Source organism: Iodidimonas sp. MBR-22 (assembly GCF_029946565.1).
Classification (GTDB): Bacteria; Pseudomonadota; Alphaproteobacteria; order Sphingomonadales; family Rhodothalassiaceae; genus Iodidimonas; species Iodidimonas nitroreducens.
Window position 1 is genome coordinate 144,481 of sequence record NZ_JARKVQ010000001.1, and the last position, 23,042, is coordinate 167,522.

General features: G+C 59.4%; 22 protein-coding genes. 10 read left to right on the forward strand and 12 right to left on the reverse strand.

Annotated features, from left to right (window positions below; genetic code table 11):
- Together QK300_RS00690 and QK300_RS00695 are read right to left on the reverse strand one after the other, a co-directional pair.
- Entirely contained in the window at positions 1-531 is a 531-nt protein-coding gene (locus QK300_RS00690) for a histidine phosphatase family protein (RefSeq protein WP_281299895.1), read from the reverse strand.
- Positions 528-1,388, reverse strand: coding sequence for a sterol desaturase family protein (locus QK300_RS00695; protein WP_281299894.1), 861 nt, complete (start codon positions 1,386-1,388; stop codon positions 528-530). Before QK300_RS00695 ends, QK300_RS00690 begins: the two co-directional genes overlap by 4 nt.
- Before the next feature lie 101 nt (positions 1,389-1,489).
- On the opposite strand from QK300_RS00695, the gene QK300_RS00700 reads away from it, so the two are divergent.
- Both QK300_RS00700 and QK300_RS00705 read left to right on the forward strand, forming a co-directional pair.
- On the forward strand, positions 1,490-2,257 hold the full coding sequence (locus QK300_RS00700; protein WP_281299893.1) for an ATP-binding cassette domain-containing protein: 768 nt from the start codon (positions 1,490-1,492) through the stop codon (positions 2,255-2,257).
- Positions 2,258-2,271: 14 nt separating this feature from the next.
- The gene (locus tag QK300_RS00705) at positions 2,272-3,750 is read left to right on the forward strand and encodes a glycine betaine ABC transporter substrate-binding protein (protein ID WP_281299892.1); all 1,479 of its coding nucleotides are present in this window, start codon (positions 2,272-2,274) and stop codon (positions 3,748-3,750) included.
- 19 nt (positions 3,751-3,769) lie between these two features.
- Here the strand turns inward: QK300_RS00705 and QK300_RS00710 are convergent, their stop codons facing one another.
- Positions 3,770-4,612: an SDR family oxidoreductase gene (locus QK300_RS00710; RefSeq protein WP_281299891.1), complete on the reverse strand. Its 843-nt coding sequence runs from the start codon at positions 4,610-4,612 to the stop codon at positions 3,770-3,772.
- 227 nt (positions 4,613-4,839) lie between these two features.
- Here QK300_RS00710 and QK300_RS00715 point away from each other — a divergent pair, with 227 nt between their 5' ends.
- The 8 genes from QK300_RS00715 to QK300_RS00750 all read left to right on the forward strand — a co-directional run bounded on the left by QK300_RS00715 (position 4,840) and on the right by QK300_RS00750 (position 14,537).
- Complete coding sequence (locus QK300_RS00715; RefSeq protein ID WP_348651798.1) at positions 4,840-6,504, forward strand: acyl-CoA dehydrogenase family protein; 1,665 nt, start codon at positions 4,840-4,842, stop codon at positions 6,502-6,504.
- Positions 6,505-6,544: 40 nt separating this feature from the next.
- Positions 6,545-7,000, forward strand: a complete 456-nt coding sequence (locus QK300_RS00720) for a 23S rRNA (pseudouridine(1915)-N(3))-methyltransferase RlmH (RefSeq protein WP_281299889.1) — start codon at positions 6,545-6,547, stop codon at positions 6,998-7,000.
- A gap of 8 nt (positions 7,001-7,008) precedes the next feature.
- Positions 7,009-8,319, forward strand: coding sequence for a peptidoglycan DD-metalloendopeptidase family protein (locus tag QK300_RS00725; protein ID WP_281299888.1), 1,311 nt, complete (start codon positions 7,009-7,011; stop codon positions 8,317-8,319).
- A gap of 47 nt (positions 8,320-8,366) precedes the next feature.
- The gene (locus QK300_RS00730) at positions 8,367-9,770 is read left to right on the forward strand and encodes a S41 family peptidase (protein WP_348651799.1); all 1,404 of its coding nucleotides are present in this window, start codon (positions 8,367-8,369) and stop codon (positions 9,768-9,770) included.
- Between the two features lie 73 nt (positions 9,771-9,843).
- Complete coding sequence (locus QK300_RS00735; protein WP_281299886.1) at positions 9,844-10,992, forward strand: divergent polysaccharide deacetylase family protein; 1,149 nt, start codon at positions 9,844-9,846, stop codon at positions 10,990-10,992.
- Entirely contained in the window at positions 10,985-11,503 is a 519-nt protein-coding gene (locus tag QK300_RS00740) for an RNA pyrophosphohydrolase (RefSeq protein ID WP_281299885.1), read from the forward strand. Before QK300_RS00735 ends, QK300_RS00740 begins: the two co-directional genes overlap by 8 nt.
- A gap of 104 nt (positions 11,504-11,607) precedes the next feature.
- Entirely contained in the window at positions 11,608-12,627 is a 1,020-nt protein-coding gene (locus tag QK300_RS00745; RefSeq protein ID WP_281299884.1) for an alpha/beta hydrolase, read from the forward strand.
- Positions 12,624-14,537 (forward strand): amidohydrolase family protein, encoded by a 1,914-nt coding sequence (locus tag QK300_RS00750; protein WP_281299883.1) that lies wholly within the window; start codon positions 12,624-12,626, stop codon positions 14,535-14,537. Before QK300_RS00745 ends, QK300_RS00750 begins: the two co-directional genes overlap by 4 nt.
- Positions 14,538-14,563: 26 nt before the next feature.
- On the opposite strand, the gene gcvA is transcribed toward QK300_RS00750, so the two are convergent.
- The 9 genes from gcvA to tsaD all read right to left on the reverse strand — a co-directional run bounded on the left by gcvA (position 14,564) and on the right by tsaD (position 23,002).
- Positions 14,564-15,523 carry a transcriptional regulator GcvA gene (gene gcvA, locus QK300_RS00755; protein ID WP_281299882.1) on the reverse strand — a complete coding sequence of 320 codons (960 nt, stop codon included), beginning with the start codon at positions 15,521-15,523 and terminating at the stop codon, positions 14,564-14,566.
- 103 nt (positions 15,524-15,626) lie between these two features.
- Positions 15,627-16,361 carry a phosphoadenylyl-sulfate reductase gene (locus QK300_RS00760; RefSeq protein WP_281299881.1) on the reverse strand — a complete coding sequence of 245 codons (735 nt, stop codon included), beginning with the start codon at positions 16,359-16,361 and terminating at the stop codon, positions 15,627-15,629.
- Positions 16,358-16,879 (reverse strand): DUF934 domain-containing protein, encoded by a 522-nt coding sequence (locus tag QK300_RS00765; protein WP_281299880.1) that lies wholly within the window; start codon positions 16,877-16,879, stop codon positions 16,358-16,360. The genes QK300_RS00760 and QK300_RS00765 overlap by 4 nt, the downstream gene beginning before the upstream one ends.
- Positions 16,866-18,521, reverse strand: a complete 1,656-nt coding sequence (locus QK300_RS00770; protein ID WP_281299879.1) for a nitrite/sulfite reductase — start codon at positions 18,519-18,521, stop codon at positions 16,866-16,868. The genes QK300_RS00765 and QK300_RS00770 overlap by 14 nt, the downstream gene beginning before the upstream one ends.
- Positions 18,522-18,551: 30 nt before the next feature.
- Positions 18,552-18,881 (reverse strand): DUF2849 domain-containing protein, encoded by a 330-nt coding sequence (locus QK300_RS00775; RefSeq protein ID WP_281299878.1) that lies wholly within the window; start codon positions 18,879-18,881, stop codon positions 18,552-18,554.
- A gap of 11 nt (positions 18,882-18,892) precedes the next feature.
- Positions 18,893-20,380, reverse strand: coding sequence for a siroheme synthase CysG (cysG, locus tag QK300_RS00780; RefSeq protein ID WP_281299877.1), 1,488 nt, complete (start codon positions 20,378-20,380; stop codon positions 18,893-18,895).
- A gap of 169 nt (positions 20,381-20,549) precedes the next feature.
- Positions 20,550-20,846 (reverse strand): YciI family protein, encoded by a 297-nt coding sequence (locus QK300_RS00785; RefSeq protein ID WP_281299876.1) that lies wholly within the window; start codon positions 20,844-20,846, stop codon positions 20,550-20,552.
- Positions 20,847-20,850: 4 nt separating this feature from the next.
- Positions 20,851-21,852: an NAD(P)H-dependent glycerol-3-phosphate dehydrogenase gene (locus tag QK300_RS00790; protein WP_281299875.1), complete on the reverse strand. Its 1,002-nt coding sequence runs from the start codon at positions 21,850-21,852 to the stop codon at positions 20,851-20,853.
- Between the two features lie 61 nt (positions 21,853-21,913).
- Entirely contained in the window at positions 21,914-23,002 is a 1,089-nt protein-coding gene (gene tsaD / locus QK300_RS00795; protein WP_281299874.1) for a tRNA (adenosine(37)-N6)-threonylcarbamoyltransferase complex transferase subunit TsaD, read from the reverse strand.
- Positions 23,003-23,042: the final 40 nt, after the last annotated feature.

The window sequence follows — 23,042 nt, forward strand, 5'->3', positions numbered from 1 at the left end:
TCAGGGCAGATGGCGGGGCAGATCGAATCGCACCAAACGGCCATGGCCTGCCTGTGTGCGCAGTTCGGACCAGCGGCTTTCATAAAGCTCGATTTCGGCAAATCCAGCGGTGGGATAGCGCTTTTCAAGGCTTTCAATGAGGGTGGTGCGGCCGCGCCCCGCTAAAAGCTGGGCCAGATCATGAATGGCGGGATTATGGCCGATGATCATGGCAATCGAAATGCTTTCATCCAAGTGCGCAAGCTGGGCCAAAAGTGCATCGGATGTGGCGGCATAAAGATCGGGGGCATGGTTTATCGGGGCCTGCCAGCCGCTTTTGTCCTGCACGATTTCCAGCGTCTGGCGGGTGCGCAAGGCGGGCGAGCATAAAAAAATCTTCGGCGGGTTCACGCACTCTTTGAGATGCGCGCCCATCAATCCCGCAGCCCGCACCCCCAGCGCATTGAGTGGCCGATCAAAATCGCGGCCCTCGGGGCTTTTATCGCCGGCCTTGGCATGGCGCATCAGATAAAGCTTTTTCCCGGTTTTCATGGATCAGTCCTCATGCGCTCGTCCGGCTTTTTCCCGCCCTCAACCCCACCCTCAACATTGTCCGACAAAAAGGGCATCATCAAAAGCGCCCAAAAGCCCAATTCCTTTTGGCGACGCCAGGGTTTGAGGCCGATGATCATGCCATCCACCCCCAGATCGGGCGCGGCTTTATAGGTTTTGAAGGCATAATCCCACCAGGGCAGATTGAAACCATAATTCCGATCATGCTCATCTCTTGTGACAGAATGATGGACCAGATGAAAATCGGGCGTCACGATCAGCCGCCGCAAAAAGCGATCAAGGCGCCGGGGCAGGCGCAGATTGCCATGATTGAACATGGCCGTGGCATTGAGCAGCATTTCAAACAAAATCACCGCCAGAAGATCCGCCCCCAAAGCCACCACCACGGCGCTTTTGATCAGCATCGACAGCAGATATTCAAGGGGATGAAAGCGCAGCCCGCTGGTCACATCAAGGCTGAGATCGGCATGATGCATCCGGTGCAAACGCCATAAAAACGGAATTTTGTGAAAGGCCACATGCTGGGCATAGATCGCCAGATCCAAAAGCACGACCATCAGGAATATTTCGATGCCATGGGGCCAATCAAGGGCATGAAAAAGGCCGATATCGTGCTTGTGCGCCCAGATCGCCGCAGAAACCGCGATCAACGGCCCCAAAGCCCGCAGGGAAAGGCTGCCCAGCACCACCATTCCCAGATTGAGCGGCCAGCGATGGCGGCGATCCACATCAGCCCGCCGGGGGCGGATGATTTCCGCTCCGGCAATCAGGGCGAACATGCCAAGAAAGGCGGCAAGGCGCATGATCGCTTCATATTGGATGAACAGACTTTCCATGTCGCTTATATAAAACGGAAAAGCGCTTGATGACAGCGCTTTGAAGGCGGGCCTCGCTGTTCCTTGTAGCGCTTTGCGCGAAGCCTGATTAAGCTGATGGGATGACAGCGCCCGATCATCATCCCCTTTATCGGCTGGAAAAATTGAGCCGCGATTATGGCGCGCACCGGGCGCTTGGGCCTTTGGATCTCGCGATCCATGAAGGGGAGCGGGTGGCGCTGATCGGCCCCTCGGGCTGCGGCAAATCAACGCTGATGCGCCTGCTCGCGGGATTGGTGGCCCCCAGCGGCGGGCAGATCCTGTTTCGCGGGCAGCTTTTGGGGGCGCATGATATCCGCGCCTATCGTCGGCACTTTGGTTATGTGATCCAAAGCGGGGGTTTGTTTCCCCATCTTACGGCGGCGCAGAATGTGGTTCTGATGGCCCGTCAGGCGGGCTGGTCCCGTCAAAAGATCGCCGCCCGCCTCGATGAACTGGCTCAATTGGTGCATCTGGAGCCCGATCAACTGGCGCGTTATCCGGTGGAATTATCGGGCGGCCAGCGCCAAAGGGTGAGCCTGATGCGGGCCTTGATGCTCGGCCCTGATGTGATGGCGCTGGATGAGCCCTTGGGGGCCCTCGATCCCATGATCCGCTTTCAGCTTCAGGCGGATTTGCGCGGGATTTTCGAGACGGTGGGGGCAACGGTCATTCTGGTTACCCATGATCTGGCGGAAGCCGCATGGCTGGCGGATCGGATCATCTTATTGCGCGATGGGCTGGTTGTTCAGGATGGCAGTTTTGATGATTTGTGCCATCATCCCGCCGAGCCGTTCGTCAGCGAATTTGTCCGCGCCCAGCGGGGCCTGATGATCGGAGGGGCGGAATGAAAGCAGCGGTCATCATGCTGATAGGGGTCCTGTTGTTTTTACCCCCTCTTGCCATGGGGCAGGAAACGCAGGCCGATCAGCCGGTGATTGCCTCGAAAGCCTTTACCGAATCGATTATTTTATCGGAAATCCTGCGGTTGAAGCTGCAGGGGGCGGGGATCGATCTGCCCCATCGCCGGGCTTTGGGGGGCACGCGCATTGTGTTTGATGCCCTCAAATCCGGTGAAATCGCCATCTATCCCGATTATACGGGCACCATCCGCCATGAAATCTATGCCGGTGAGGATCTGCCCGATGCGCAAGCTTTGCGCGACCGGCTGGCCCGCGATGGGCTGGGGATCACCGGGTCTTTGGGTTTTGAAAACAGCTTTGCCCTCGCCACCCGGTCGGAAATGGCGCAAAAGCGTGGGTTGAAGCAGATTTCCGATCTGCGGTCGCAGCCCGATCTGGTGTTCGGCCTTTCCAATGAATTTCTTGATCGCGGCGATGGCTGGCGGGCGCTGAAGGGGGTCTATGGTCTGCCTCAATCCGCCAATGGCCTGCAGCATGAACTATCCTATCGCGGGCTGGCGGCGGGACGACTCGACATCATCGATGTGTATAGTACGGATGCGGAAATCGCCTTTTACGATCTGGCGGTTCTGGATGATGATCGGCGGTTTTTTCCCCGTTATGAGGCGGTGTTTCTTTATCGTCTTGATCTGGCCCGCAGCCATCCCGCGCTGATCCCCATCTTGCAGGGTTTGGCAGGGCAGATCAGCAGCGATCAGATGCGGGCGATGAACAAGGCAGTGAAGATCGATCAGCGCAGCGAAAGCCGGGTGGCGGCGGATTTCGTGGATGATGGCAGCGGTCCGGCGCCCATTCTTGCGTCCCCGCAATCAAGGCTGGAACGCGTGTGGGGCCGCAGTCTCGAACATCTGGCGCTGGTCGCGGTGTCTTTGGGGGCGGCTTTGCTGGTAGCGGTTCCGCTGGCCATCGCGGCTTTTCGCCTGCCCGCTTTGGGGGGGCCGATTCTAGGCTTTGTGGGGCTTTTGCAAACGGTTCCGGCTTTGGCCCTTTTCGTATTCATGATCCCGCTTTTGGGGGTGGGGGCGGCCCCCACCATTGCCGCTTTGTTTCTTTATTCGTTGCTGCCTATCGTGCGCAATGGCCATGCCGGGCTGACTGGCATCAGTGGGGATCTGCAGGAATCGGCGCGGGCCCTTGGCTTATCATCATGGGCGCGCTTGTGGCGGATCGAATTGCCCCTTGCTTTGCCCACCCTATTGGCGGGGATCAAAACGGCGGCGGTGATCAATGTGGGGGCCGCCACTTTGGGGGCCTTGATCGGGGCAGGCGGTCTGGGTCAGCCGATTTTAACGGGTATCCGCCTCAATGATATGGGCCTCATTTTAGAAGGGGCGATCCCGGCGGCCGGGCTTGCGCTTTTGGTTACGGGCTCATTCGATCTGGCGGGGCGCTGGCTCATTCCTCGCGGATTGCGTCTTTGAATGCCCGTGCTAAGGGGTCTCAGATCGCGGTGATAGCCCCATCGATGCTCAGATTCGCCCCATTGATATAGCGGGCATCCGGGCTCAGCAAAAACAGCACGGCGGCGGCGATATCGGCGGGCTGCCCCGGCCCTGCGGGGGGAAAGCCGCCCGCATATTTGCTGTGATCATGGCCGATATCCGCTAAAGCCCTGTGCAGCATGGGGGTTTCCACCGGGCCGGGGGAGATGGCATTGATCCGCAGCCCCATGGTCGCATAATCGCGGGCTGCTGATTGGGTGAGGCCTACCACCGCATGTTTGCTGGCCCCATAAGCCGCCATCCAGGGTGCCCCCCGGGTGCCCAATATCGAGGCGATATTGACGATGGCGCGGCCCGGCACTTCTTCTGGCGGATGGCCGGTAATTTGATCATATTGGGCGCTTTCCAGCATCGCGGGGATTTCATGGCGCAGGGCATGAAAAATCCCATCGGCGTTGGTCGCCATCACCTGCCGCCAGGTTTCGGGGCTGAGATCGGCCAGCTTTTGCGGGGCATGGCTGATGCCCGCACAATTCACCGCCAGATCAAGGCCCCCCATCCATTGGCGGGCGGCGGCGATGAAAGCCCCGGTTTGCCGATCATCGCGCACATCACAGGGCTGGCATAAAGCGCGATCATGGGGCACCACCCGAACCGGCGCGATTGCCGTTTCACCCGAATGTTGGGCCGTGGACCCTTCGGGTTCGGGAAGCCCGCAATAAACCACCCGCGCCCCTTCCTTGATCAGGGCATTGACCACCGCCGCCCCGATGCCGGATGTGCCGCCGGTAACCACGGCGCGGGCATTGTGAAAGCGCAAGGGCGGCGCGGCTGGGTTCATGCTTTTGGTCCTTTTGGGATTTCGTGTTCAATGGTTTTGGGGCTGTTCATGGCCCGAACAAGGCTGCATAGCGCCGCCATCATCGGCAGGCAAGCATGGCTGCACCCTTTTCCCGCTTTGTTTGGGGGTTTAAGCTTGTTCAACTTTTCCTGTTCGATCTTGATCAGGATTCTGGTCCTTTGTTGAAGGAACGCCTTATGTCCCCCTTTCGTCCCCCTTTTCGTCCTATGGCCGATTTGCCCACCCATGCGGTGACCAATCAGCCTCCGCCTTTGGTGGATTATAATCTTTATGCCGCCGATGCCGCTTTGATCGAAGCCGTGGGCCGGGAAGGCGATGCCGATGCCCAAAAGGCCGCAGATGCCTATGGTGCGGCTTTGGGGGATGCGGCGATTCTGCAGGCCGGTGATGATGCGAATCGCCATCCGCCGGATTTTCATCCCTTTGATCGCTATGGCCAGCGCATCGATGAGGTGCGCTTTCATCCGGCCTATCATCAGATGATGGCGCTGGGCATGGCGCATGGTCAGCATTCGGTGGCCTGGACCGCAAAAAAAGCCGGGCATGTGCGTCATGCGTCTTTGGAATATCTGATGCATCAGGTGGAAGCCGGGGTGTGTTGCCCCCTCAGCATGACCTATGCGGTCATTCCCGCCCTTCGCCATCATTCTGATCTGGCGGACTTGTGGGAGCCGAAATTGCTTTCGCGGGATTATGATGGGGCGGCGCGGCCGGTGGCCGATAAGGCATCGGCCACCATGGGCATGGCGATGACCGAAAAGCAGGGCGGTTCGGATGTGCGGGCCAACAGCACGAAGGCTGTAGCGACGTCCGGGGCTTATGAACTGACCGGTCATAAATGGTTCTGTTCGGCACCGATGTCGGATGCGTTTCTTACTTTGGCCTATGCCCCCGGGGGATTGAGCTGTTTTTTCGTGCCGCGATGGACCCCCGATGGCCAGCGCAATCGTCTGTTCATCCAGCGGCTGAAGGATAAATTGGGCAATAAGGCCAATGCCTCATCGGAAATCGAATATCATGGGGCCTATGCCGAAATCATTGGCGATGAAGGGGCGGGGGTGCGCACGATCATCGATATGGTTCATCATACCCGCCTTGATACCACCATCGGGGCGGCCTCGCTGATGCGCAGGGCGGTGGCGGAATCGATCCATCATGCCCGCCATCGCACGGCCTTTCAAAGGCGGCTGGTGGATCAGCCCCTGATGCAGATGGTGCTGGCGGATATGGCTATCGAGCAGGAGGCGGCCACGACTCTGGCCTTTCGGATTGCCCGTTCTTATGATGAAAGCAGCGGGGAGAGCGGCGAGGATGCAGCAGCGGGCGGCGACCGCGAACAGGCCAGGGCTTTCAGCCGCTTGGCGGTGGCCTTGGCGAAATACTGGCTCAATAAACGGGTGGCCCCTCTGATTGCCGAGGCTTTAGAGGTGCATGGCGGGGTTGGCTATGTGGAAGAAACGGTGATGCCCCGGCTCTATCGCGAAGCCCCCCTCAATGGCATCTGGGAAGGCTCGGGCAATGTGATCGCCCTTGATGTGCTGCGCTCGCTTCATAAATCGCCGCAATCGGTTGAAGCCCTGATGGCGGAAATCCATGCCGCAAAAGGCACGGATCGGTTTCTGGATCGGGCCATGGATCAGATGGGCACAAAGCTTGCCAAAGGGTCGGTTGATGAGCGCCACGCCCGGCGACTGGTCGAAGATATGGCCCTCGTTTTGCAGGGGTCGCTTCTGGTGCGATATGCGCCCCCTGCTGTGGCCGATGCTTTTTGCGCCAGCCGCCTTGGCGGGGATTGGGGGCGGGCCTTTGGCACCCTGCCCGATGGCCTTGATCTTGACGCGATCATTGAACGCGCGGCCCCACTCGCTTAAAACACCAGGCATGATGCTGGTTTAAACATGGGGCTGCGGCATGGCGCTGACGATCTATGCGGTGGGAAAGGCCGGGCGAAGGCCGGAAGCGCAGCTTGCCCGGGCTTATCTCGACCGGTTGCCTTTCGGGGCCGACATCCATGAGGTGGAAGAACGCAAGCCCTTGTCTGTGGCGGAAAGAAAACACCGCGAAGGGGAAAAGGTCCTCGCCGCCCTGCCCGCCAATGCTTTTCTCATTCTTTTGGATGAACAGGGCCCGGATTTGACCAGCCTTGGCTTTGCGCAAAAGCTGGAAGGCTGGCGGCAGCAGGGGCGGCCGCTGGCCTTTGCCATTGGCGGGGCCGATGGCCATGGCGATGCGATGCGGGCCCGGGCCGATGCGCTTTTATCCTTGTCGAAAATGACCTGGCCGCACATGCTGGTGCGGGTCATGCTGGCAGAACAAATATACCGGGCGGTTTCGATCAGCGCCGGTCATCCTTATCACCGGGAATGAGGGCGCGCATGCCTTTGTCGATATTGACCGGACGCATTGCCCTCACGCTCCTGATCCTTGGGTTGGGAATGGCCTGTGCCGTGCCAAACAGTGCGGCCCAAAACCCCGAAGGCGATCCCCGCAGCCGTCTCGATGCTATCGAGCAGGAATTGGAGCAGCGGGCGGCACAGCAGCGCGCATTGGCGGAAAAAGCCCGGTCTGCGGGCCGCGAAGCCGAGGCCATTGCCCGCTCGATCATTGCCGCCACCGCCGATGTACAGGCCCTTGAAGAGCGGGTGACGGCGGTGGCCTTGAAAATCGAAACGGTGGGCGATCTTTTGCAGGAACAGGAAAGCCTGCTCGAACTTAAACAGGATCAGATGGCCCGCACGCTCGCTGCCCTGCAGCGCCTGTCGCGTCGGCCTCAGGCTTTGGCCCTGCTCCGGCCCGGCGATGCCGATGAAACCATCAAGGGCGCCATTCTTTTGCGGGAACTCGCCCCGCAATTGGAAGATGAAGCCCGCGCCGTGGGCCAGCAGGTGGCCCGAATCCTTGATCTTCGCAAAGAATTGATGGCCGAACGCGAGACCCTGAAGGCCGATCAAAAGGCTTTGGAAGCCAGCCGCAGGGATCTGGAATTCCAGCGCGAGGCACGACAGGCCGAACGGCAGAAATTGTCGCAAGAAGCGCAGGAGGAAAGCCGCGTGATGGCCCGGCTGGCGGATCAGGCGCGCAGCCTTGAGGACCTGCTCAAAGCCATCGAGGCCGAGCGTGCCCGCCGTTTGGCGGCGGCCAATGCAGCGGCTGAGCGGCTTGCGCAGATGCCCAGAACGCCGGAAGAAAAGGCTGTGGCTTTGGCGGTTCCCCCCGCGTCTGTCCCCCCTTCGTCAGCTCCTTTGAGCGAGGCCCGGGGTAGCCTCGCTTTACCGGCGCGCGGGCGGCTTTTGCGAACATTCGGGGCGCTCAATGGGGGCCTTCATGAAAAAGGAATCACCATCGCCACCCTTGCGGGGGCGCAGGTGGTGGCCCCATATGATGGGCGGGTGGTTTATTCCGGTCCGTTTCGCGGCTATGGCAAGCTCTTGATCATTGCCCATGGCGAAGAGTACCATACCCTGCTGGCTGGCATGGATGAGGTTTATGCCTCGGTTGGTCAGTGGGTTTTGGCCGGTGAACCGGTCGGGATCATGCAAGATGAGGCGCGTGCGGTGCCGCAAAGGGCAAAAACGGCGGATGTCCCCGCAAAAAATGCTCAGGAACTGTATGTTGAGTTGCGTAAAGGGGGCGAACCAGTGGATCCTGTGCCATGGTTGGCAGCAGGACTAGGAAAGGTGAGTTGAAGATGCGTGGATTTTTCTTGGGCGCCAGCGCCGCTGTTTTGGCTTTCATGGGTTCGGCCAGCTCTTTTGCCCAGGGCAATAATGCCGATACCTATCGGCAGCTCGATCTGTTGATGGAGGTGTTTGAGCGCGTGCGCGCCGAATATGTCGAGAAGGTCGAAGATGAAAAAGTACTGGAAGCGGCGATCAATGGGATGTTGGCGTCTCTCGATCCCCATTCCAGCTATATGGGCCCGGAAAGTTTTCGCGCCATGCAGGTGCAAACCCGGGGCGAATATGGTGGCCTTGGGCTTGAGGTGACCCAGGAAAATGGCGTGGTGAAGGTGGTGTCGCCGATCGATGATACCCCCGCCTCGCGCGCTGGGCTGAAAAGCGGCGATTATATTACCCAGATCGATGGATCGCCGGTTTTGGGGCTGACCCTGACCGAAGCCATCGACAAGATGAAAGGCCCGGTGGGGGCACCGATCACCATTACCGTCGTGCGGCCTGTTCCCGATGAAGACGATGAAATTTTCGATGTGGATCTGGTGCGCGATACCATCACCCTCACATCTGTCTCGCATCGGGTGGAGCGCGATGCGGTGGGTTATGTGCGGGTGCGCACCTTTAATGATCAAACCACCCGTGGTCTGAAAGAAGCCATTACCGATATCGAAAAGCAATTGGGCCCTGATATGGTTGGTCTGGTGCTCGATCTGCGGAGCAATCCCGGCGGCCTGCTCGATCAGGCGATTTCGGTGTCTGATGCCTTTCTCGATCAGGGCGAAGTGGTTTCCACCCGGGGGCGCAATCCGCGCGATACCAAACGCTGGCATGCAACACCGGGAGATCTGGTGAAGGGTAAGCCGGTGGTGGTTCTGGTTGATGCCGGTTCGGCTTCGGCCTCGGAAATCGTGGCCGGGGCTTTGCAGGATCATCGCCGGGCAACCATTCTGGGCGATGATACCTTTGGCAAGGGCACCGTTCAAACCCTCATTCCCCTGGGGGCGGAAAGTGCCCTGCGGTTGACCACGGCCCGCTATTACACACCCTCGGGCCGCTCGATTCAGGAACGGGGGATCGAACCGGATATCGCCGTGACCCAACCGCGTGTCACTGCCAGCGGGCGGGTTTTGATGCCCCGCCGGGAACGCGATCTTTTGGGCCATTTGCGGAATGAACAATTGCTGAAAGATGAAGCTAATACCGAACAGAGTGCGGATGAAGCTGCTGATCAATCTTCTGATGCCTCTGGGGCTGAGGATGCAGAAAGCATCAGCCCGGCTGAGGTGATTGCTTCGACCAAAGACCCAAAGTCGGATGAAGCGGCCGGCGATACCGCCCCGGAAAGTGCAGAAGATAAGGAAGAAGAAGCGGGCGATTATCAGCTTAACTATGCCCTTGATCTTTTGCTCGGGGTCAGAAAGGCGGTTGAAGAACAAACAGCCGCCGCAGACATCAAGGACTAAAGGTGGAGCTAAAGCGGCGCGAGAACGGCATGTTGGAGAAAATCCACCCGTTGCGAAAAGGCAGGCCGGTTTGATGGTCTTTTCTCGCCAGAAAACAGATCTGTTGATAGGGGGGCTCGGCGGTGCCGGGCCCCTTATTGCTGTGTGGGCGATCACCCTGATCGTGCTGGCCGCCCTCGCCATCTGGTTGCAGATCAGCTATCAGCCGCCTTTACCGAAAGTGGGTCCCAGTTCAGTACCAAATGCGGGTGATATGCCGTCTGCATCCTTTGGGGATGCGGGGGCGGGGATGGGGGCAAAGCCTGATGAAACCGCCTCTCTTGCGGTTTCATCAGGCTTTGCCAATATGCCCGCCAATATGCCCGCTGCTGAGGAAGAGGGCCTGACCCTGATCCGGATGGGGCCGGTGCCCGATCCGGCTTTGGTGGAACAAACATCCGCCGGGCCCTTGCCGGTGATTTCGGTGGATGGCCGAAAGCCCCTGAATATTTATGCCCGGCCCTATCTGCCCAATGGCAATCGGCCCCGGATTGCTTTGGTGATTCAGGAAATCGGCCTTGCGCGGGAAGCCAGCATGGCGGCCATCAATCGCCTGCCCAAAGCCGTCAGCCTTGCCCTGTCACCTTATGCCGCTGATCCACAGGCTGTTTTGCAAGCGGCCCGCGATGCCGGGCATGAAGTGCTTTTGATGGTGCCGATGGAGCCGGTGTCCTTCCCCCGCAGTGATCCCGGCCCCCATAGTCTTTTGGTATCCTTGTCGGCGGCGGAAAATATCAGCCGCCTGCATCATGTGATGAGCCGGGCCCAGGGCTATGCCGGGGTGATCAATCATATGGGTTCGCGCTTTACCGCCACCCCTGCCGCTTTGGAGCCGATTTTGGCGGACCTGTCGCGGCGGGGCCTGATGTTTGTTGATGCCCGCACCAGCGCCCGTTCAGTGGTGCCCGAAATTGCCGGAAAAACCGGCCTGCCTTATGCTGAAAATGATCGCTATATCGATAATACCGCCACCGCCGAGGAAATTGATCGTTTTCTGGCGGATCTTGAAATCATTGCCCTGCAGCGTGGGCATGCCGTGGGTTTTGGCCGCCCCTATCCGGTGACGGTGGAGCGAATCGAACGCTGGGCGAAGGGCTTGGAATTGAAAGGCATTGATCTGGCCCCGGTCACATCTCTTACCGGTTTTTACGGCCCGGACTTTATGGGAGCGATGAATGAATGATCGCCAATTTGAACCGATCATGGCCAAATCCATCAGGGCCAGTGATCTGCCCTATCGGCCTTGTGTGGGGATGATGCTGCTCAATCTTCAGGGGCTGGTGTGGACCGGAAAACGCATAGACACCACCGCTTTGGCATGGCAGATGCCCCAGGGTGGCATTGACCCGGGTGAAAGCCCCGAACAGGCGGCCTTGCGCGAATTGAAAGAAGAAACCGGCATCGAAGATGTGCAAATTCTCGATCAACTGGCTCAGCCCCTTTTTTATGATCTGCCCGATGAACTTTTGGGAAAGGCCTGGAAAGGCCGCTATCGGGGCCAGCGGGTGCATTGGTTTGCCATGCGGTTCAAGGGCGATGATCAGGCTATCGATCTGGGCGGCCCGCATCAGGAATTCAGCGCATGGCGCTGGCAGGAAGCGGCGGCCTTGCCCGATCATATCGTGGCTTTCAAGCGGCCAATGTATGAACAGGTGATTGCCGGTTTTGCGCATCTTCTGGGGCCATCAAGATAAGGGCTGCGGGATAAAGGCTGCGAGATAAGCGCACCGATCATCTATAAGCGATCATCACGGAACTGGCGGGCTGTGCTTTTATTGGATGAGGATAGACTTCATCGATGAGCAACAGATTGACATCACCAAAAGCTTGGCGCGCATCGGGGCATATGGCATCGCTGCGGGGCCATAATATTTTTTATGTCGATAGCGCTGATGATGATCTGGCTGGCAGCGCCGATGATCTGGCTGGCAGCGCCGATGATCTGGCTGGCAGCGCCGATGATCTGGCTGGCGGCGCCGATGATCGACCGGTGGTACTGGTGATCCACGGCTTTCCCACGGCGGGCTGGGATTTTCATCGCGTTTGGCCGCTTCTGGTGCCGCATATGCGGCTGATCATCCCCGATATGCTGGGATTTGGTTTTTCGGCCAAGCCTTGTCCCCATCGCTATGGCATTTTTGAACAGGCCGATCTTCTGGAAGCCCTGATGGATCGGCTCGATCTTTCGGATGTGCATCTATTGGCCCATGATTATGGCGATACAGTTGCCCAGGAATTGCTGGCCCGCGATCAGGCGCGCACCGGCCATGATCGTTTGTTCAAATCCGTGTGTTTGCTGAATGGCGGGCTGTTTCCTGAAACCCACCGGGCCCGGCTCATTCAAAAGCTGCTGGCAAGCCCAGTGGGATCGCTGGTCAATCGGCTGACCACCAAAAGCCGTTTTGATAAAAGCTTTTCCGCAGTTTTTGGCCCCGATAGCAAGCCCGATGCCCGGGCGCTCGATGATTTCTGGGGTCTGATCACCGAAAATGACGGGCGGCATGTTTTTACCTCGCTGATCGGCTATATGCACGAACGCCGGATCAATCGCGAACGCTGGGTGGGGGCGCTCATCCACTGCCCCTCTCCTATACAGCTGATCAATGGCAGCGCCGATCCGGTTTCCGGGGCCCATATGGTGGCCCGCTATCGCCAGCTTCTGGGGGATCGCGATGAAATCTGTGCGCTGGATGGAATCGGCCATTATCCTCAGGTCGAACAGCCCGATCAGGTGGCTGCGGCTTATCTCGATTTTATCGACCGGCACAGCGCCGCTTTTTCATCCCATCCGCCCCAAAATCGGGATAGGCCCTCATGACAGCATCCCCACCACCCCATCTGCTGATCCGGGGGGCCCGGATTTATGATGGCACCAATGGTCCCTCCTTCATTGCCGATGTGCGGGTGGCCGGGGGCGTGATCGCCGAAATCGGCCCCGACCTTGCCGCCCCCGATCTTGCCGCCCCCGATGATATGGGCGCAACGATCATCGAAGCCCAAGGGCGTTGGCTGATGCCCGGCTTGCTTGATATTCACACCCATTTCGATCTGGAAGCCGAAATTGCCCCGGCTTTGCCCGAAGCCGTGCGCCATGGCACAACCACGGTGGTTGTGGCGAATTGTTCTCTGGGGCTGGCTTATGGCCATCAGCGCCGCGATGGGCAGGATCCGGTGGTGGATTGCTTTGCCCGGGTGGAAAATATCCCCAAGCCCATCCTGAAGGCCGTGGCGGATAAGGCAACATGGCAAACGAGCGCTGATTATCTGGCGCATCTCGATCAATTGCCCCTTGGCCCCAATATGGTGCCCCTTTTGCCCCATTCGATGCTGCGGATCGAGGTGATGGGCCTTCACAACAGCATCAGCCGCGATCCCGATGATGCTGAAATCGCGAAGATGGAAGCGCTTTTGCAAAAGGCCATGGCCGAAGGCTATGCCGGTTTTTCCACCGATGCCTTGCCCTTTCATTATCTGGCCAATCGCCCCCATGAACGCAGCCGTATTCCGGCGCAATATGGCCGTTTTGCTGAATTGCGGCGGCTCACCGATATTGTGCGGGCGCATCAAAGGGTCTGGCAGGCGACCCCGCCCAAGGATCGCCCCCTCGAGGTTTTGCGCACGTTTTTCCTTAGCAGCGGGCGTTTTTATGGCAAGCCTTTAAAGCTCACCGCGGTGGCCGCCATCGATGTGGCGAGCAATAAAGGGCTGGTGGTGTTGGCGCGGCTGATGGCGCGACTTTTAAACAGCCGCTTTGTGCGCGGATCGTTTCGGATGCAGGCGCTGGCCGCCCCTTTCCGGGTTTGGGCGGAAGGACCGCTCACCCCTTTGGCGGAAGAAATTCCCAGCCTGCGCCGGTTGAATGAGCCCGATCTCGATGATCGGGCCGCGCGCCGGGCGATTCTGGCCGATCCCCAATGGCAGGCAGAATTCCGGGCGATGTGGCGGGCCGGGAAAAGTGGCTGGTCGCTGGCGCGGCTGAAGCGCATCTTGCGCCGCGAAGATTATGCCATCAGCCGCAATCTCGCGGATATGGAGATCGATTATGCCCCGGTGGCCGAATGGGCGGGCCGTGATATGGGCAGCCTTTATCGTCATTGGCGGGCGGTGGGCGCGGGCGCTGATCAGGCCCGGTCCGAGGCCGAGGCCAAGGCTTTTACCGCCCTTGATGATCTGTCATCCGGCGAGCGGGATGAGGCGGCTTTTCTGATCGCCCTTCTGGCCCATTGCGATACGGATTTATGCTGGTCGATCGTCAGCGCCAATCAAGATCCAAAGGTCGTGCGCGATCTGGTGATGGATCCGCTTTTTCTCCCCGGCTTCAATGATTCCGGGGCGCATCTCACCAATATGGCCTTTTATGATGGTAATCTCAGGGCTTTGAAAATTGCCCAGGCTGAAAATGCGGTGGCTTATACGGTGGCCCGGCTCACCCGCGAGCCTGCCGATTTTTTTGGCATCGATGCCGGTCGGCTGGAAAAGGGCGCGCGCGCCGATCTGGTGCTGATCAATCCCGAGGCACTGGCGGCCTATGAAAGCGAAGCCCATAATCAGCTGATCCAGCGCCCGGAATTTGGCTATCATCAGCGGGTCAACCGATCCGATGGGGTGGTTGATCTGGTGCTGATCAATGGCCGCGTGGCGTGGCGCGATGGCCACTTTTCGCCCCAATTGGGCAAGGATCAGGGCTATGGCCGCTGCCTGCGCGCGGTCTCGGCCAAAGCTGTTTAGGTCTGTTTAGGGCCGTTTAGGGCTGTTTAAATTTCCCAGGCCCAGGATTGGCAGGCTTCATAGCGCAGCCAATCCATGAAGCTCGTTACCTTGATCAGATTTTTCTTCTGATCGGGGCAGACCATATAATAGGCAAAATCCACCGGATGGGATTCGCTGAAGGGGCGTACCAGCCGCCCCTGTTTCAGATCGGTTTCCGCCAGCGTGCGCTTGGCCAAAGCCACGCCGCGCCCGGCAATGGCGGCTTCGATGGCCAAAGCGGTCTGGTTGAAATGCAGGGCCCGCTGGCCATCCCCCACCTTCACCCCGGCGGCTTTCAGCCACATCGGCCATGTGGGATTGCTTTCATCATCCAAAGAGCTATCATCATGAATAAGGGTTAAAAGCGCCATATCCTGCGGCATTTTAACCGCATTCTCCCCGGTGATGAGCTTGGGCGAGCATACGGGAAACACCTCTTCGCGCATCAGCTCTTCCACATAAAGGCCGGGATAGTGGCCGGGGCCATAGCGAATGGCGAGATCGGTATCTTCTTTTGAAAAATCGGTCAGTTCATTGCTGGCCGAAATTTTCACCACGACATCGGCATGATCTTCATAATAGCGTTCCAGCCGGGGAATCAGCCATTTCGCGGCAAAGGACGGGGACACCGAAACTTTGAGGATATTGTCATCGATGGGGCTTTGCAGCATCCCACAGGCATCTTCGATCAGATCAAAGCCCTGATGCAGGGCTTCAAGGGAATCCTGAGCGCGCTCGGTCAGAATGAGGGCGCGGCTGGTGCGCCGAAAAAGCTGAATGCCCAGATAATCTTCAAGGCTGCGGATCTGCTGGCTTACCGCCGCCGGGGTCACAGCCAGTTCATCGGCGGCCTTTTTGAACGACAGATGCCGGGCCGCGGCCTCAAAGGCGCGCAAGGCATTGAGAGGAAGCTGCGACCGACGCAACCGCCTGATCGCACCGGGTCTTGTGCTGTCATCCGCCATGATCGGGATCGTTCCATTTATCGTTGCACGGGGCAAAAGGCCGATGGGCGGCGCTTTTGCTGTGCTTTTGATGTGCCCCTCATCGCCTGTCGTCAAGCCCCAATCAAAGATTGGCCCGCTTTCGCGCTTCTGAAAGGGATAAATGAATCCCGCATTCGGTTTTGTCCAGCCCCTGCCAGCGACCCGAGCGGACAGCCGCGCCAGATTCTGCCCGCGCGGTGCAGGGCATGCAGCCGATGGAAAGATAACCTTCTGCCTCCAAAGGATGGGGGGGCAGATCATGGGCGGTGAAATAGGCGGCGATCTGATCGCGCGTCCATCCCGCAAGGGGGCTGATCTTGATGCGTTTATCCACCGCTTCAAAACGCTGCAGATCGGCGCGCGCCCCGCCATGAAATTGCTTGCGGCCGGAAATCCACGCGCCATAGCCCGCCAAAGCCCGCTCCAAAGGCTCGACCTTGCGCCAGAAGCAGCAGGCATCGGGTTTCTGGGAAAACAGCATGCCATCGGGGTCCTGCGCCTTCAGCCGCGCCGGATCGGGGGTGATGATCTGAAGATTGCGCAGCCCCAGATGCCGGGTCAACTGATCGCGATAGCGCTTTGTTTCGCCAAAAAGCTTGCCGGTATCGATGAAAACCACCGGCAGATCGGGATCGATCCGCGATACCATATGCAACAGCACCGCGGATTCGGCCCCAAAAGAGGAAACCAGCGTGATGCGGCCCGGAAAAAGATCTAAAATCATCGCCCTGAGCAGGCTCACGCTATCGGCGCGGGCATAGCGATCCGCCAGCACCGCCGCCCAAGGGCCGGAAAGATCGGGATCAAGGAAACTCATGAAGCCAGCCTTTTTCTTGTCCGCCCATGGCGCAGTTCCAAAGCCGTGGGGCGCGCATCATGGGCATCTTGGTACCATACGGAATAAAGCTTCAGCCGCTTGATGAACTGCGCAACGATGATGGGGTCGGCCAATTCCACCGAACTCACCCCCGAACGCAGCAGAAATTCGGCATGATCGGCGATCAGCCCCCCGGTGGCCCGGATTTCGCCGGAAAAGCCATGATCCTCGCGCAAACGATGGGCAAGGGAAAAGCCACGACCATCGCTGAACTTGCCAAAATGGATGGCAATCACCGCCAAACCTTCGAGATGGGGGGCAAGGTTGGCGGCCTTTTCATCGCCATTCACCAAAAGCCCATAGGGGCTTTTGCGGGCCGCCAGTGCCGCCCGGTCCTTTTTCAGCCGGGCAAGGCTCACCAGCACGCCGCCTTCATCGGGCAGGGGGGCTTCATCATCGATGCTGCGATAGGGTTTGAGATGCGCCCCGGTCAATTTCCGAAGATCAAGCCGTTCCATAAAGCGCCTCCTTGAAGGGTGCCGGGCCAAGCCGGCGATAGGTTTCCAGAAAAGTCTCGTGATCCGCGCGATGGCCAAGATAGGTTTCGACCACCGTATCAACGGCATCGACAATGCCCGCCTCATCAAAACCGCGCCCGGTGATCTGGCCGATGGAGGCCTGTTCATCGCCCGAACCGCCCAAAGTGAGCTGGTACATTTCCTCGCCTTTGCGATCGACGCCCAAAATCCCGATATGCCCGGCATGATGATGCCCGCAGGCATTGATGCAGCCGGAAATCTTGATCTTCAATTCGCCAACCAGATCCTCGCGGCCCTTGGCGGCAAAGCGCTTCGAGATTTCCTGCGCAATGGGGATCGAGCGGGCATTGGCCAGCACGCAATAATCAAGGCCGGGGCAGGCGATGATGTCGCTCGCCCGATCCAGATTGGCGGTGCCAAGGCCCGCCACGCTCAGCGCCTGCCAGATGTCGTAAAGATCGCGCAGTTTCACATGCGGCAGCACCAGATTCTGGGCATGGGTGGCGCGGATTTCATCATGGCCATAGCGCTCTGCCAGATCGGCGACCAGATCCATCTGATCGGCGGAAATATCCCCGGGAATCCCGCCATAGGGCTTGAGGGAGATATTGGCGATGATATAGCCCGGCACCTTGTGCGGGGCGCTGTTCACCTTCACCCATTGGCGAAAATCGGGGTCCTTCTCATAAGCCGTGTCAAAGCCCGGATCGCGGGCCGGCAGGGCATCAAGCTCCGGCACGATGAAGCGCTCGCGGATGCGTAAAAGCTCGGCCTGGGGCAGATCATCGGCCTGAGGTAAAAGCTTGGCGAATTCTTCCTCCACCAGGGTGCGGAAGGTATCGGCACCCAATTCATGAACCAGAATCTTGATCCGCGCCTTATAGGCATTATCGCGCCGCCCCAGTTCATTATAGGTCCGTAGAACCGCTTCCAGATAGGTGAGAATCTGGGCTTCGGGCAGATGATCGCGCAGGCTGGGGCCAACGAAAGGCGTGCGCCCCATGCCGCCGCCTACGATCACCTCAAAGCCCCGGCCCCGCTCAGGATCCTCGTGCAAAATCATGCCGATATCGTGAAATTTCACCGCCGTGCGGTCGGTTGCCGAGGCCGTGACCGCAATCTTGAACTTGCGCGGCAAGAATGAAAATTCCGGGTGCAAAGTCGACCATTGCCGGATCAATTCGGCATAGGGGCGGGGATCATCCACCTCCTCGGCTGTGGCCCCGGCATATTGATCGGCGGTCACATTGCGGATCAGATTGCCCGATGTTTGAATGGCATGCATCTGCACGGCCGCCAGTTCCTGAAGCAGATCGGGCATTTCGCGCAAGGATGGCCAATTATACTGAATATTCTGCCGCGTGGTGAAATGGCCATAGCCCTTGTCATAGGTGCGGGCGATATGCGCCAGCTTGTGCATCTGGCGGCTATCGAGCGAGCCATAAGGAATGGCCACGCGCAGCATATAAGCGTGCAATTGCAGATAAACACCGTTCATCTGGCGAACAAGCTTGAACTCCTCCTCGCTCAAATGGCCAGACAGGCGGCGTTCCACGGCATCGCGGAAATCGGCGATGCGCTGGTTCACCAGGGTCTGATCATAATCGTCATAGCGATACATAAATTTTGGTCCTGAAAAAGTCTGACGGGTCTAGAGCGTGGGGCGGCCTTCGGCCTGATAGCCAAGATCGCGGCGAACCGTGGGGCCAAGGGCGCGGATATCCTCGCGATTGCGGCTGGGCCAGGGCGTGCCGTCATGGCGCAGGCTGGCGGCGATCAGATGCACCAGTTCCACTTCGGCCCGGGCATTGGATTGTGCCGCCAGATCCAGCAGGGCTTCACTGTCTTCGGCGCTTTCGCTCAGTGCGGCGCGGGCGGGATCGGTCGTCCAGCCTCCCGCGCGGGTGAGAAAGACCACCTGACCGGTCCACAGGTCATTGGCGGAAATCATCTGCGATGAAGCGGGTTTCAAATCGGCCATAAGATTATCCTTCAACCAGCAAGAGCAAGGGTTGCCACAGACAAGGCTGCAGCCACCGGATCATGAAATTCGGGCGATGATGATGCCGCCGCCGATGCCGAAGCTGACCGGCTTTGCGACCAATCCCGGGCCAGCGGGACAACCGCGCCAATCAGGATCAGCGCCGGGCTTTTGATGCCATGGCGGGTCACCAGATCGGGCAGATCGCGCAAGGGGCCGTAAAAGCGGCGCTCATCCGGGCGGGTGCCATTTTCGATCACCGCCACCGGAAGCTGTGGGGCGATGCCATCCGCCAGAAGCGCTGCCGTGATATCGGGGGCGGTATTGAGGCCCATATAAATCGCCAATGTGCGATCCGGGCCAGCCAGCGCATGCCAATCAAGGGAGGAACCCGCCCGCACCTGCCCGGTGACAAGGGTGATGGCCGAGGCATGATCGCGATGGGTGAGGGGGATCTGGGCGTTTGCCGCACTGCCCGAAAGGGCGGTGATGCCGGGCACCAGCTCAACCTCGATATCAAGGGCCCTGAGGGCGGCGATTTCCTCGCCAGCCCGGCCAAAAATCAGCGGATCGCCGCTTTTGAGACGCACCACATGGCGGCCGGCGCGGGCATGGCGCACCATCAGATCATGGATATGGGGCTGGCCTTTGCCATGATCCCCCCGGCGCTTGCCCACGGCGATGAATTCGGCATCGCGCCTTGCAAAATCAAGCACCGCAGGGCTCACCAGATGATCATATAAAATGACATCGGCCTGCTGTAAGGCGCGCTGGGCCTTCAGGGTCAAAAGCTCGGGATCGCCGGGGCCTGCCCCCACAAGCTGCACATGGCCGCGCCCCTGCTCGCTCATGGCCTCATGAGCCAGATCTTCCAGATGGCGGGTAAAGGCCGGTTCATCCAGCCCCACCAGATGCTGGGGGTTCGTGCTGTCAAAAAGCCGATCCCAAAAACGCCGCCGCGCCCCTTGGGTGGGTAAAATTTCCGCCAGCCGCCCGCGAAAGGCGCCAGCGCGGCCCACCAGATGGCCAATGCCCTGGGGCAAAAGCCGCTCGATCATGGCGCGCAGCCTGCGGCCGAAAACAGGCGCTGCGCCGCCGGTGGAAATCGCCACCAGCAAGGGGCTGCGATCAACAATGGCGGGGGTGGTGAAATCGCACAGATCGGGGCGATCCACGATATTGACGGGGATGCCCGCCCGGCGCGCCAAAGCGGCCAGATGCTGATCCGGCCCGGCTTCGCCATAAGCGCCATAAATTAACGACATGCCTTCCAGATCGCCTGCCGTGATCCGGCCCGCGCCGATAACCGAAATGACCAGTGATGGGGTTCCGGCAAAATCCGCCCGCGCCGCATCGGCCAGATCGGGATCGCTTAAGACCCATTTGATTTTGGCGGGGGTTTTCAAAAGCAGGCGCAATTTGGCGCGGGCGGGTTCACCATCCCCCACCAGCAGCACCCGACGATCAGCCATTCTGAAGAAGATTGGCAGACTTTCCATCATCCCGGCTTTCTAAAAAGACCTGCGAGGTTTGAGCCGCTCCGTCATCGAAGCTGAGGCAACAAACACCCATCCATGGGATGACAGCTATGGATTTATGGCTATCAGGGCAAACGATGAAATCTTGCCCGGATGCCTAGAAAATATTGATGCGCGCGCCGTGCGGGCCTCAGCCCTCAAATTTTGCCCAGCGTCCGGTCACCGCCACAAAGGGGGTGATCTGCACCTGCTGGAAAAGCCCGGCCTTGGCATAGGGATCATTTTCGGCAAAAAGCCGGGCGGCGGTTTGGGACGCGGCATCGATCACGATCATCGATCCGATGGGCTTGTCGGCCTCATCGCGCAAGGGGCCAGCCAGCTTCAGCCGCTCGCCCGCCCCTTCCAGATAGCTCAGATGGGCGGCCCGGGTGGTGGCCCTGATGGCGCTGCCATTGTCTTTGTCGGTGGCCAGAATCACAAACAGCATGGCTTCATATTCCTTCATGTCTGAACGGACGGTTCAAAAGATTTTGCACCACCTTTGCGGCTTGGGCGCGATCATGCAAAATATCCACAACAGCATCGACGATGGGCATATCCACCCCGGCTTTGGCGGCCAGCATCTGCACCACATCGGCACTGGCCGCCCCTTCGGCCACGCTGCGCCTTTCCTTTAAGATATCGGCCATCTTGCGGCCTTCACCCAAAGCCATCCCCAATGACATATTGCGGGATTGGCCCGACATGCAGGTGAGGATCAGATCGCCCATACCCGATAGGCCGGTCATGGTTTCCTGCCTTGCCCCCAAAGCCATGCCAAAGCGGGTCATTTCCGCAAGGCCCCGGGTGATCAGCGCCGCCCGGGCATTTTCGCCCAGTTGCAGCCCGGCCACCATGCCACAGGCAATGGCCAGCACATTTTTCACCGCGCCGCCAATCTGGGCGCCAATGATATCGGGGGAATAATAGGGGCGAAAGGCGGGGCCGCCGATGATCGCCACCAATCTGTGGCCCAGGCTTTCATCGGCGGTGGCAAGGGTGGCGGCGGCGGGCAGGCCCCGGGCCACTTCGGCGGCAAAATTCGGCCCCGATAAAACCGCCACCGGATTGTGGGGCAAAAGCTCGGCCAGAACCGTGCTCATCAGGGCGCCGCTATCGCGCTCGATCCCCTTGGCGCAGATCACCAGCGGCACCCCGGCGCCGATAAAGGGGCCGATGGCGTGGGCGGTGGCACGCAGATATTGCGCCGGACATACCAGCAAAAGCACCTCGGCCCGCGCCAGATCCTCAAGGCTTGATGTGGCGTGCAAGGCGCGATCAAGGGCAATATCGGGCAGATAAAGGCGATTGCGCTGATGCTGGTTGATATCGGCGATCACCGCTTCATTGCGCGCCCATAAAAGCGCGGGCTGGCCTTTTTTTGCCATCAGGCAGCCCAAAGCCGTGCCCCAGGCGCCGCCGCCCACAATGCCCACCAGCGATTTATGGCCCATGTTAATCATCCCCGAACGGTGGCGGAAAAGCGCCGCATAAGCAAGAATTCGATGAGCATGATCAGGCCTTTGCGCCTTTTTGCCCGGTGCCATAAAGGGGGGGCGCGGTTTCATCCAGCGGCCAGCGCGGGCGGGCGGGGGCGGCCAGCCCATCATTTTGCCCCAATAAAAACCGTTCCAGCCCCGCCCAGGCGATCATCGCGCCATTATCGGTGCACAGCCATGGCGGCGGGGCCATAAAGGAAAGGCCGCGCCCTTGGGCCAGTGTTTCAAGGCGCGATCTAAGGGTTGCATTGGCGGCCACCCCGCCCGCCACCACCAAAGTCGGGGTAATGGGCCCACGGCTTGATAGATAGCGGCTGATGGCATGATCGGTGCGATTGATCAGGCAATCGCCGATGGCGGCCTGGGTGGCGGCGGCCAGATCGTTGATATCGCGCTCATAAAGGCCGCCCTGATCGCTTTCCAGCCGCTCGGCACAGCGGCGGATGGCGGTTTTCAGACCGGAAAAGCTGAAATTGCAGCCCGGCTGATCGGTCAGGGGGCGGGGCAGGGAAAAGCGCCCAATCTCTCCCTTCAGGGCCGCCTGTTCAATCGCCGGGCCGCCGGGATAGCCCAGCCCCAGCAATTTCGCGGTTTTATCAAAGGCTTCGCCGGCGGCATCATCGATGGTCGATCCCAAACGCTCATAAGCGCCCACGCCATCAACGATCAGAAGCTGGCAATGGCCGCCCGAAATCAGCAATAAAAGATAGGGAAAGGCGATGTCTGCGCACAAACGCGGCGACAAGGCATGGCCCTCCAGATGATTGATTGCAATGAAGGGCTTATTCGCCCCAAAGGCCAAAGCTTTCGCCGTCACCACCCCCACCATCACCCCGCCGATCAGCCCCGGCCCGGCGGTGGCGGCAATGGCATCGACATCGGCCAGCTTTATATTGGCATCCAAAAGCGCCTTGCGGATCAGATGATCGAGATGATCGACATGGGCGCGGGCGGCAATTTCGGGCACCACCCCGCCATAAAGGGCATGGGCCTCGATCTGGCTCCACAGGGCATGGGATAAAATCCGCCGCTCCCCATCCACAAGGGCGGCGGCCGTTTCATCGCAGGATGTTTCGATGCCAAGGATGATCGGGGCTTTGGCCATGGAAGAATACCGTTAAAAGCTGCACGAAGGCATGCGGGCT

Bases quoted from the DNA above. Each gene is read 5' to 3' on its own strand.
- QK300_RS00705 (WP_281299892.1), top strand. From the start codon at position 2,272: ATGCTGATAGGGGTCCTGTTGTTTTTACCCCCTCTTGCCATGGGGCAG.
- QK300_RS00790 (WP_281299875.1), bottom strand. From the start codon at position 21,852: ATGGGCCATAAATCGCTGGTGGGCATTGTGGGCGGCGGCGCCTGGGGC.
- QK300_RS00700 (WP_281299893.1), top strand. From the start codon at position 1,490: ATGACAGCGCCCGATCATCATCCCCTTTATCGGCTGGAAAAATTGAGC.
- QK300_RS00715 (WP_348651798.1), top strand. From the start codon at position 4,840: ATGGCCGATTTGCCCACCCATGCGGTGACCAATCAGCCTCCGCCTTTG.
- QK300_RS00695 (WP_281299894.1), bottom strand. From the start codon at position 1,388: ATGGAAAGTCTGTTCATCCAATATGAAGCGATCATGCGCCTTGCCGCC.
- QK300_RS00775 (WP_281299878.1), bottom strand. From the start codon at position 18,881: ATGGCCGATTTGAAACCCGCTTCATCGCAGATGATTTCCGCCAATGAC.
- QK300_RS00785 (WP_281299876.1), bottom strand. From the start codon at position 20,846: ATGCTGTTTGTGATTCTGGCCACCGACAAAGACAATGGCAGCGCCATC.
- gcvA (WP_281299882.1), bottom strand. From the start codon at position 15,523: ATGGCGGATGACAGCACAAGACCCGGTGCGATCAGGCGGTTGCGTCGG.
- QK300_RS00730 (WP_348651799.1), top strand. From the start codon at position 8,367: ATGGGTTCGGCCAGCTCTTTTGCCCAGGGCAATAATGCCGATACCTAT.
- QK300_RS00725 (WP_281299888.1), top strand. From the start codon at position 7,009: ATGCCTTTGTCGATATTGACCGGACGCATTGCCCTCACGCTCCTGATC.
- QK300_RS00765 (WP_281299880.1), bottom strand. From the start codon at position 16,879: ATGGAACGGCTTGATCTTCGGAAATTGACCGGGGCGCATCTCAAACCC.
- tsaD (WP_281299874.1), bottom strand. From the start codon at position 23,002: ATGGCCAAAGCCCCGATCATCCTTGGCATCGAAACATCCTGCGATGAA.
- cysG (WP_281299877.1), bottom strand. From the start codon at position 20,380: ATGGAAAGTCTGCCAATCTTCTTCAGAATGGCTGATCGTCGGGTGCTG.
- QK300_RS00750 (WP_281299883.1), top strand. From the start codon at position 12,624: ATGACAGCATCCCCACCACCCCATCTGCTGATCCGGGGGGCCCGGATT.
- QK300_RS00735 (WP_281299886.1), top strand. From the start codon at position 9,844: ATGGTCTTTTCTCGCCAGAAAACAGATCTGTTGATAGGGGGGCTCGGC.
- QK300_RS00710 (WP_281299891.1), bottom strand. From the start codon at position 4,612: ATGAACCCAGCCGCGCCGCCCTTGCGCTTTCACAATGCCCGCGCCGTG.
- QK300_RS00745 (WP_281299884.1), top strand. From the start codon at position 11,608: ATGAGCAACAGATTGACATCACCAAAAGCTTGGCGCGCATCGGGGCAT.
- QK300_RS00690 (WP_281299895.1), bottom strand. From the start codon at position 531: ATGAAAACCGGGAAAAAGCTTTATCTGATGCGCCATGCCAAGGCCGGC.
- QK300_RS00740 (WP_281299885.1), top strand. From the start codon at position 10,985: ATGAATGATCGCCAATTTGAACCGATCATGGCCAAATCCATCAGGGCC.
- QK300_RS00720 (WP_281299889.1), top strand. From the start codon at position 6,545: ATGGCGCTGACGATCTATGCGGTGGGAAAGGCCGGGCGAAGGCCGGAA.
- QK300_RS00760 (WP_281299881.1), bottom strand. From the start codon at position 16,361: ATGAGTTTCCTTGATCCCGATCTTTCCGGCCCTTGGGCGGCGGTGCTG.
- QK300_RS00770 (WP_281299879.1), bottom strand. From the start codon at position 18,521: ATGTATCGCTATGACGATTATGATCAGACCCTGGTGAACCAGCGCATC.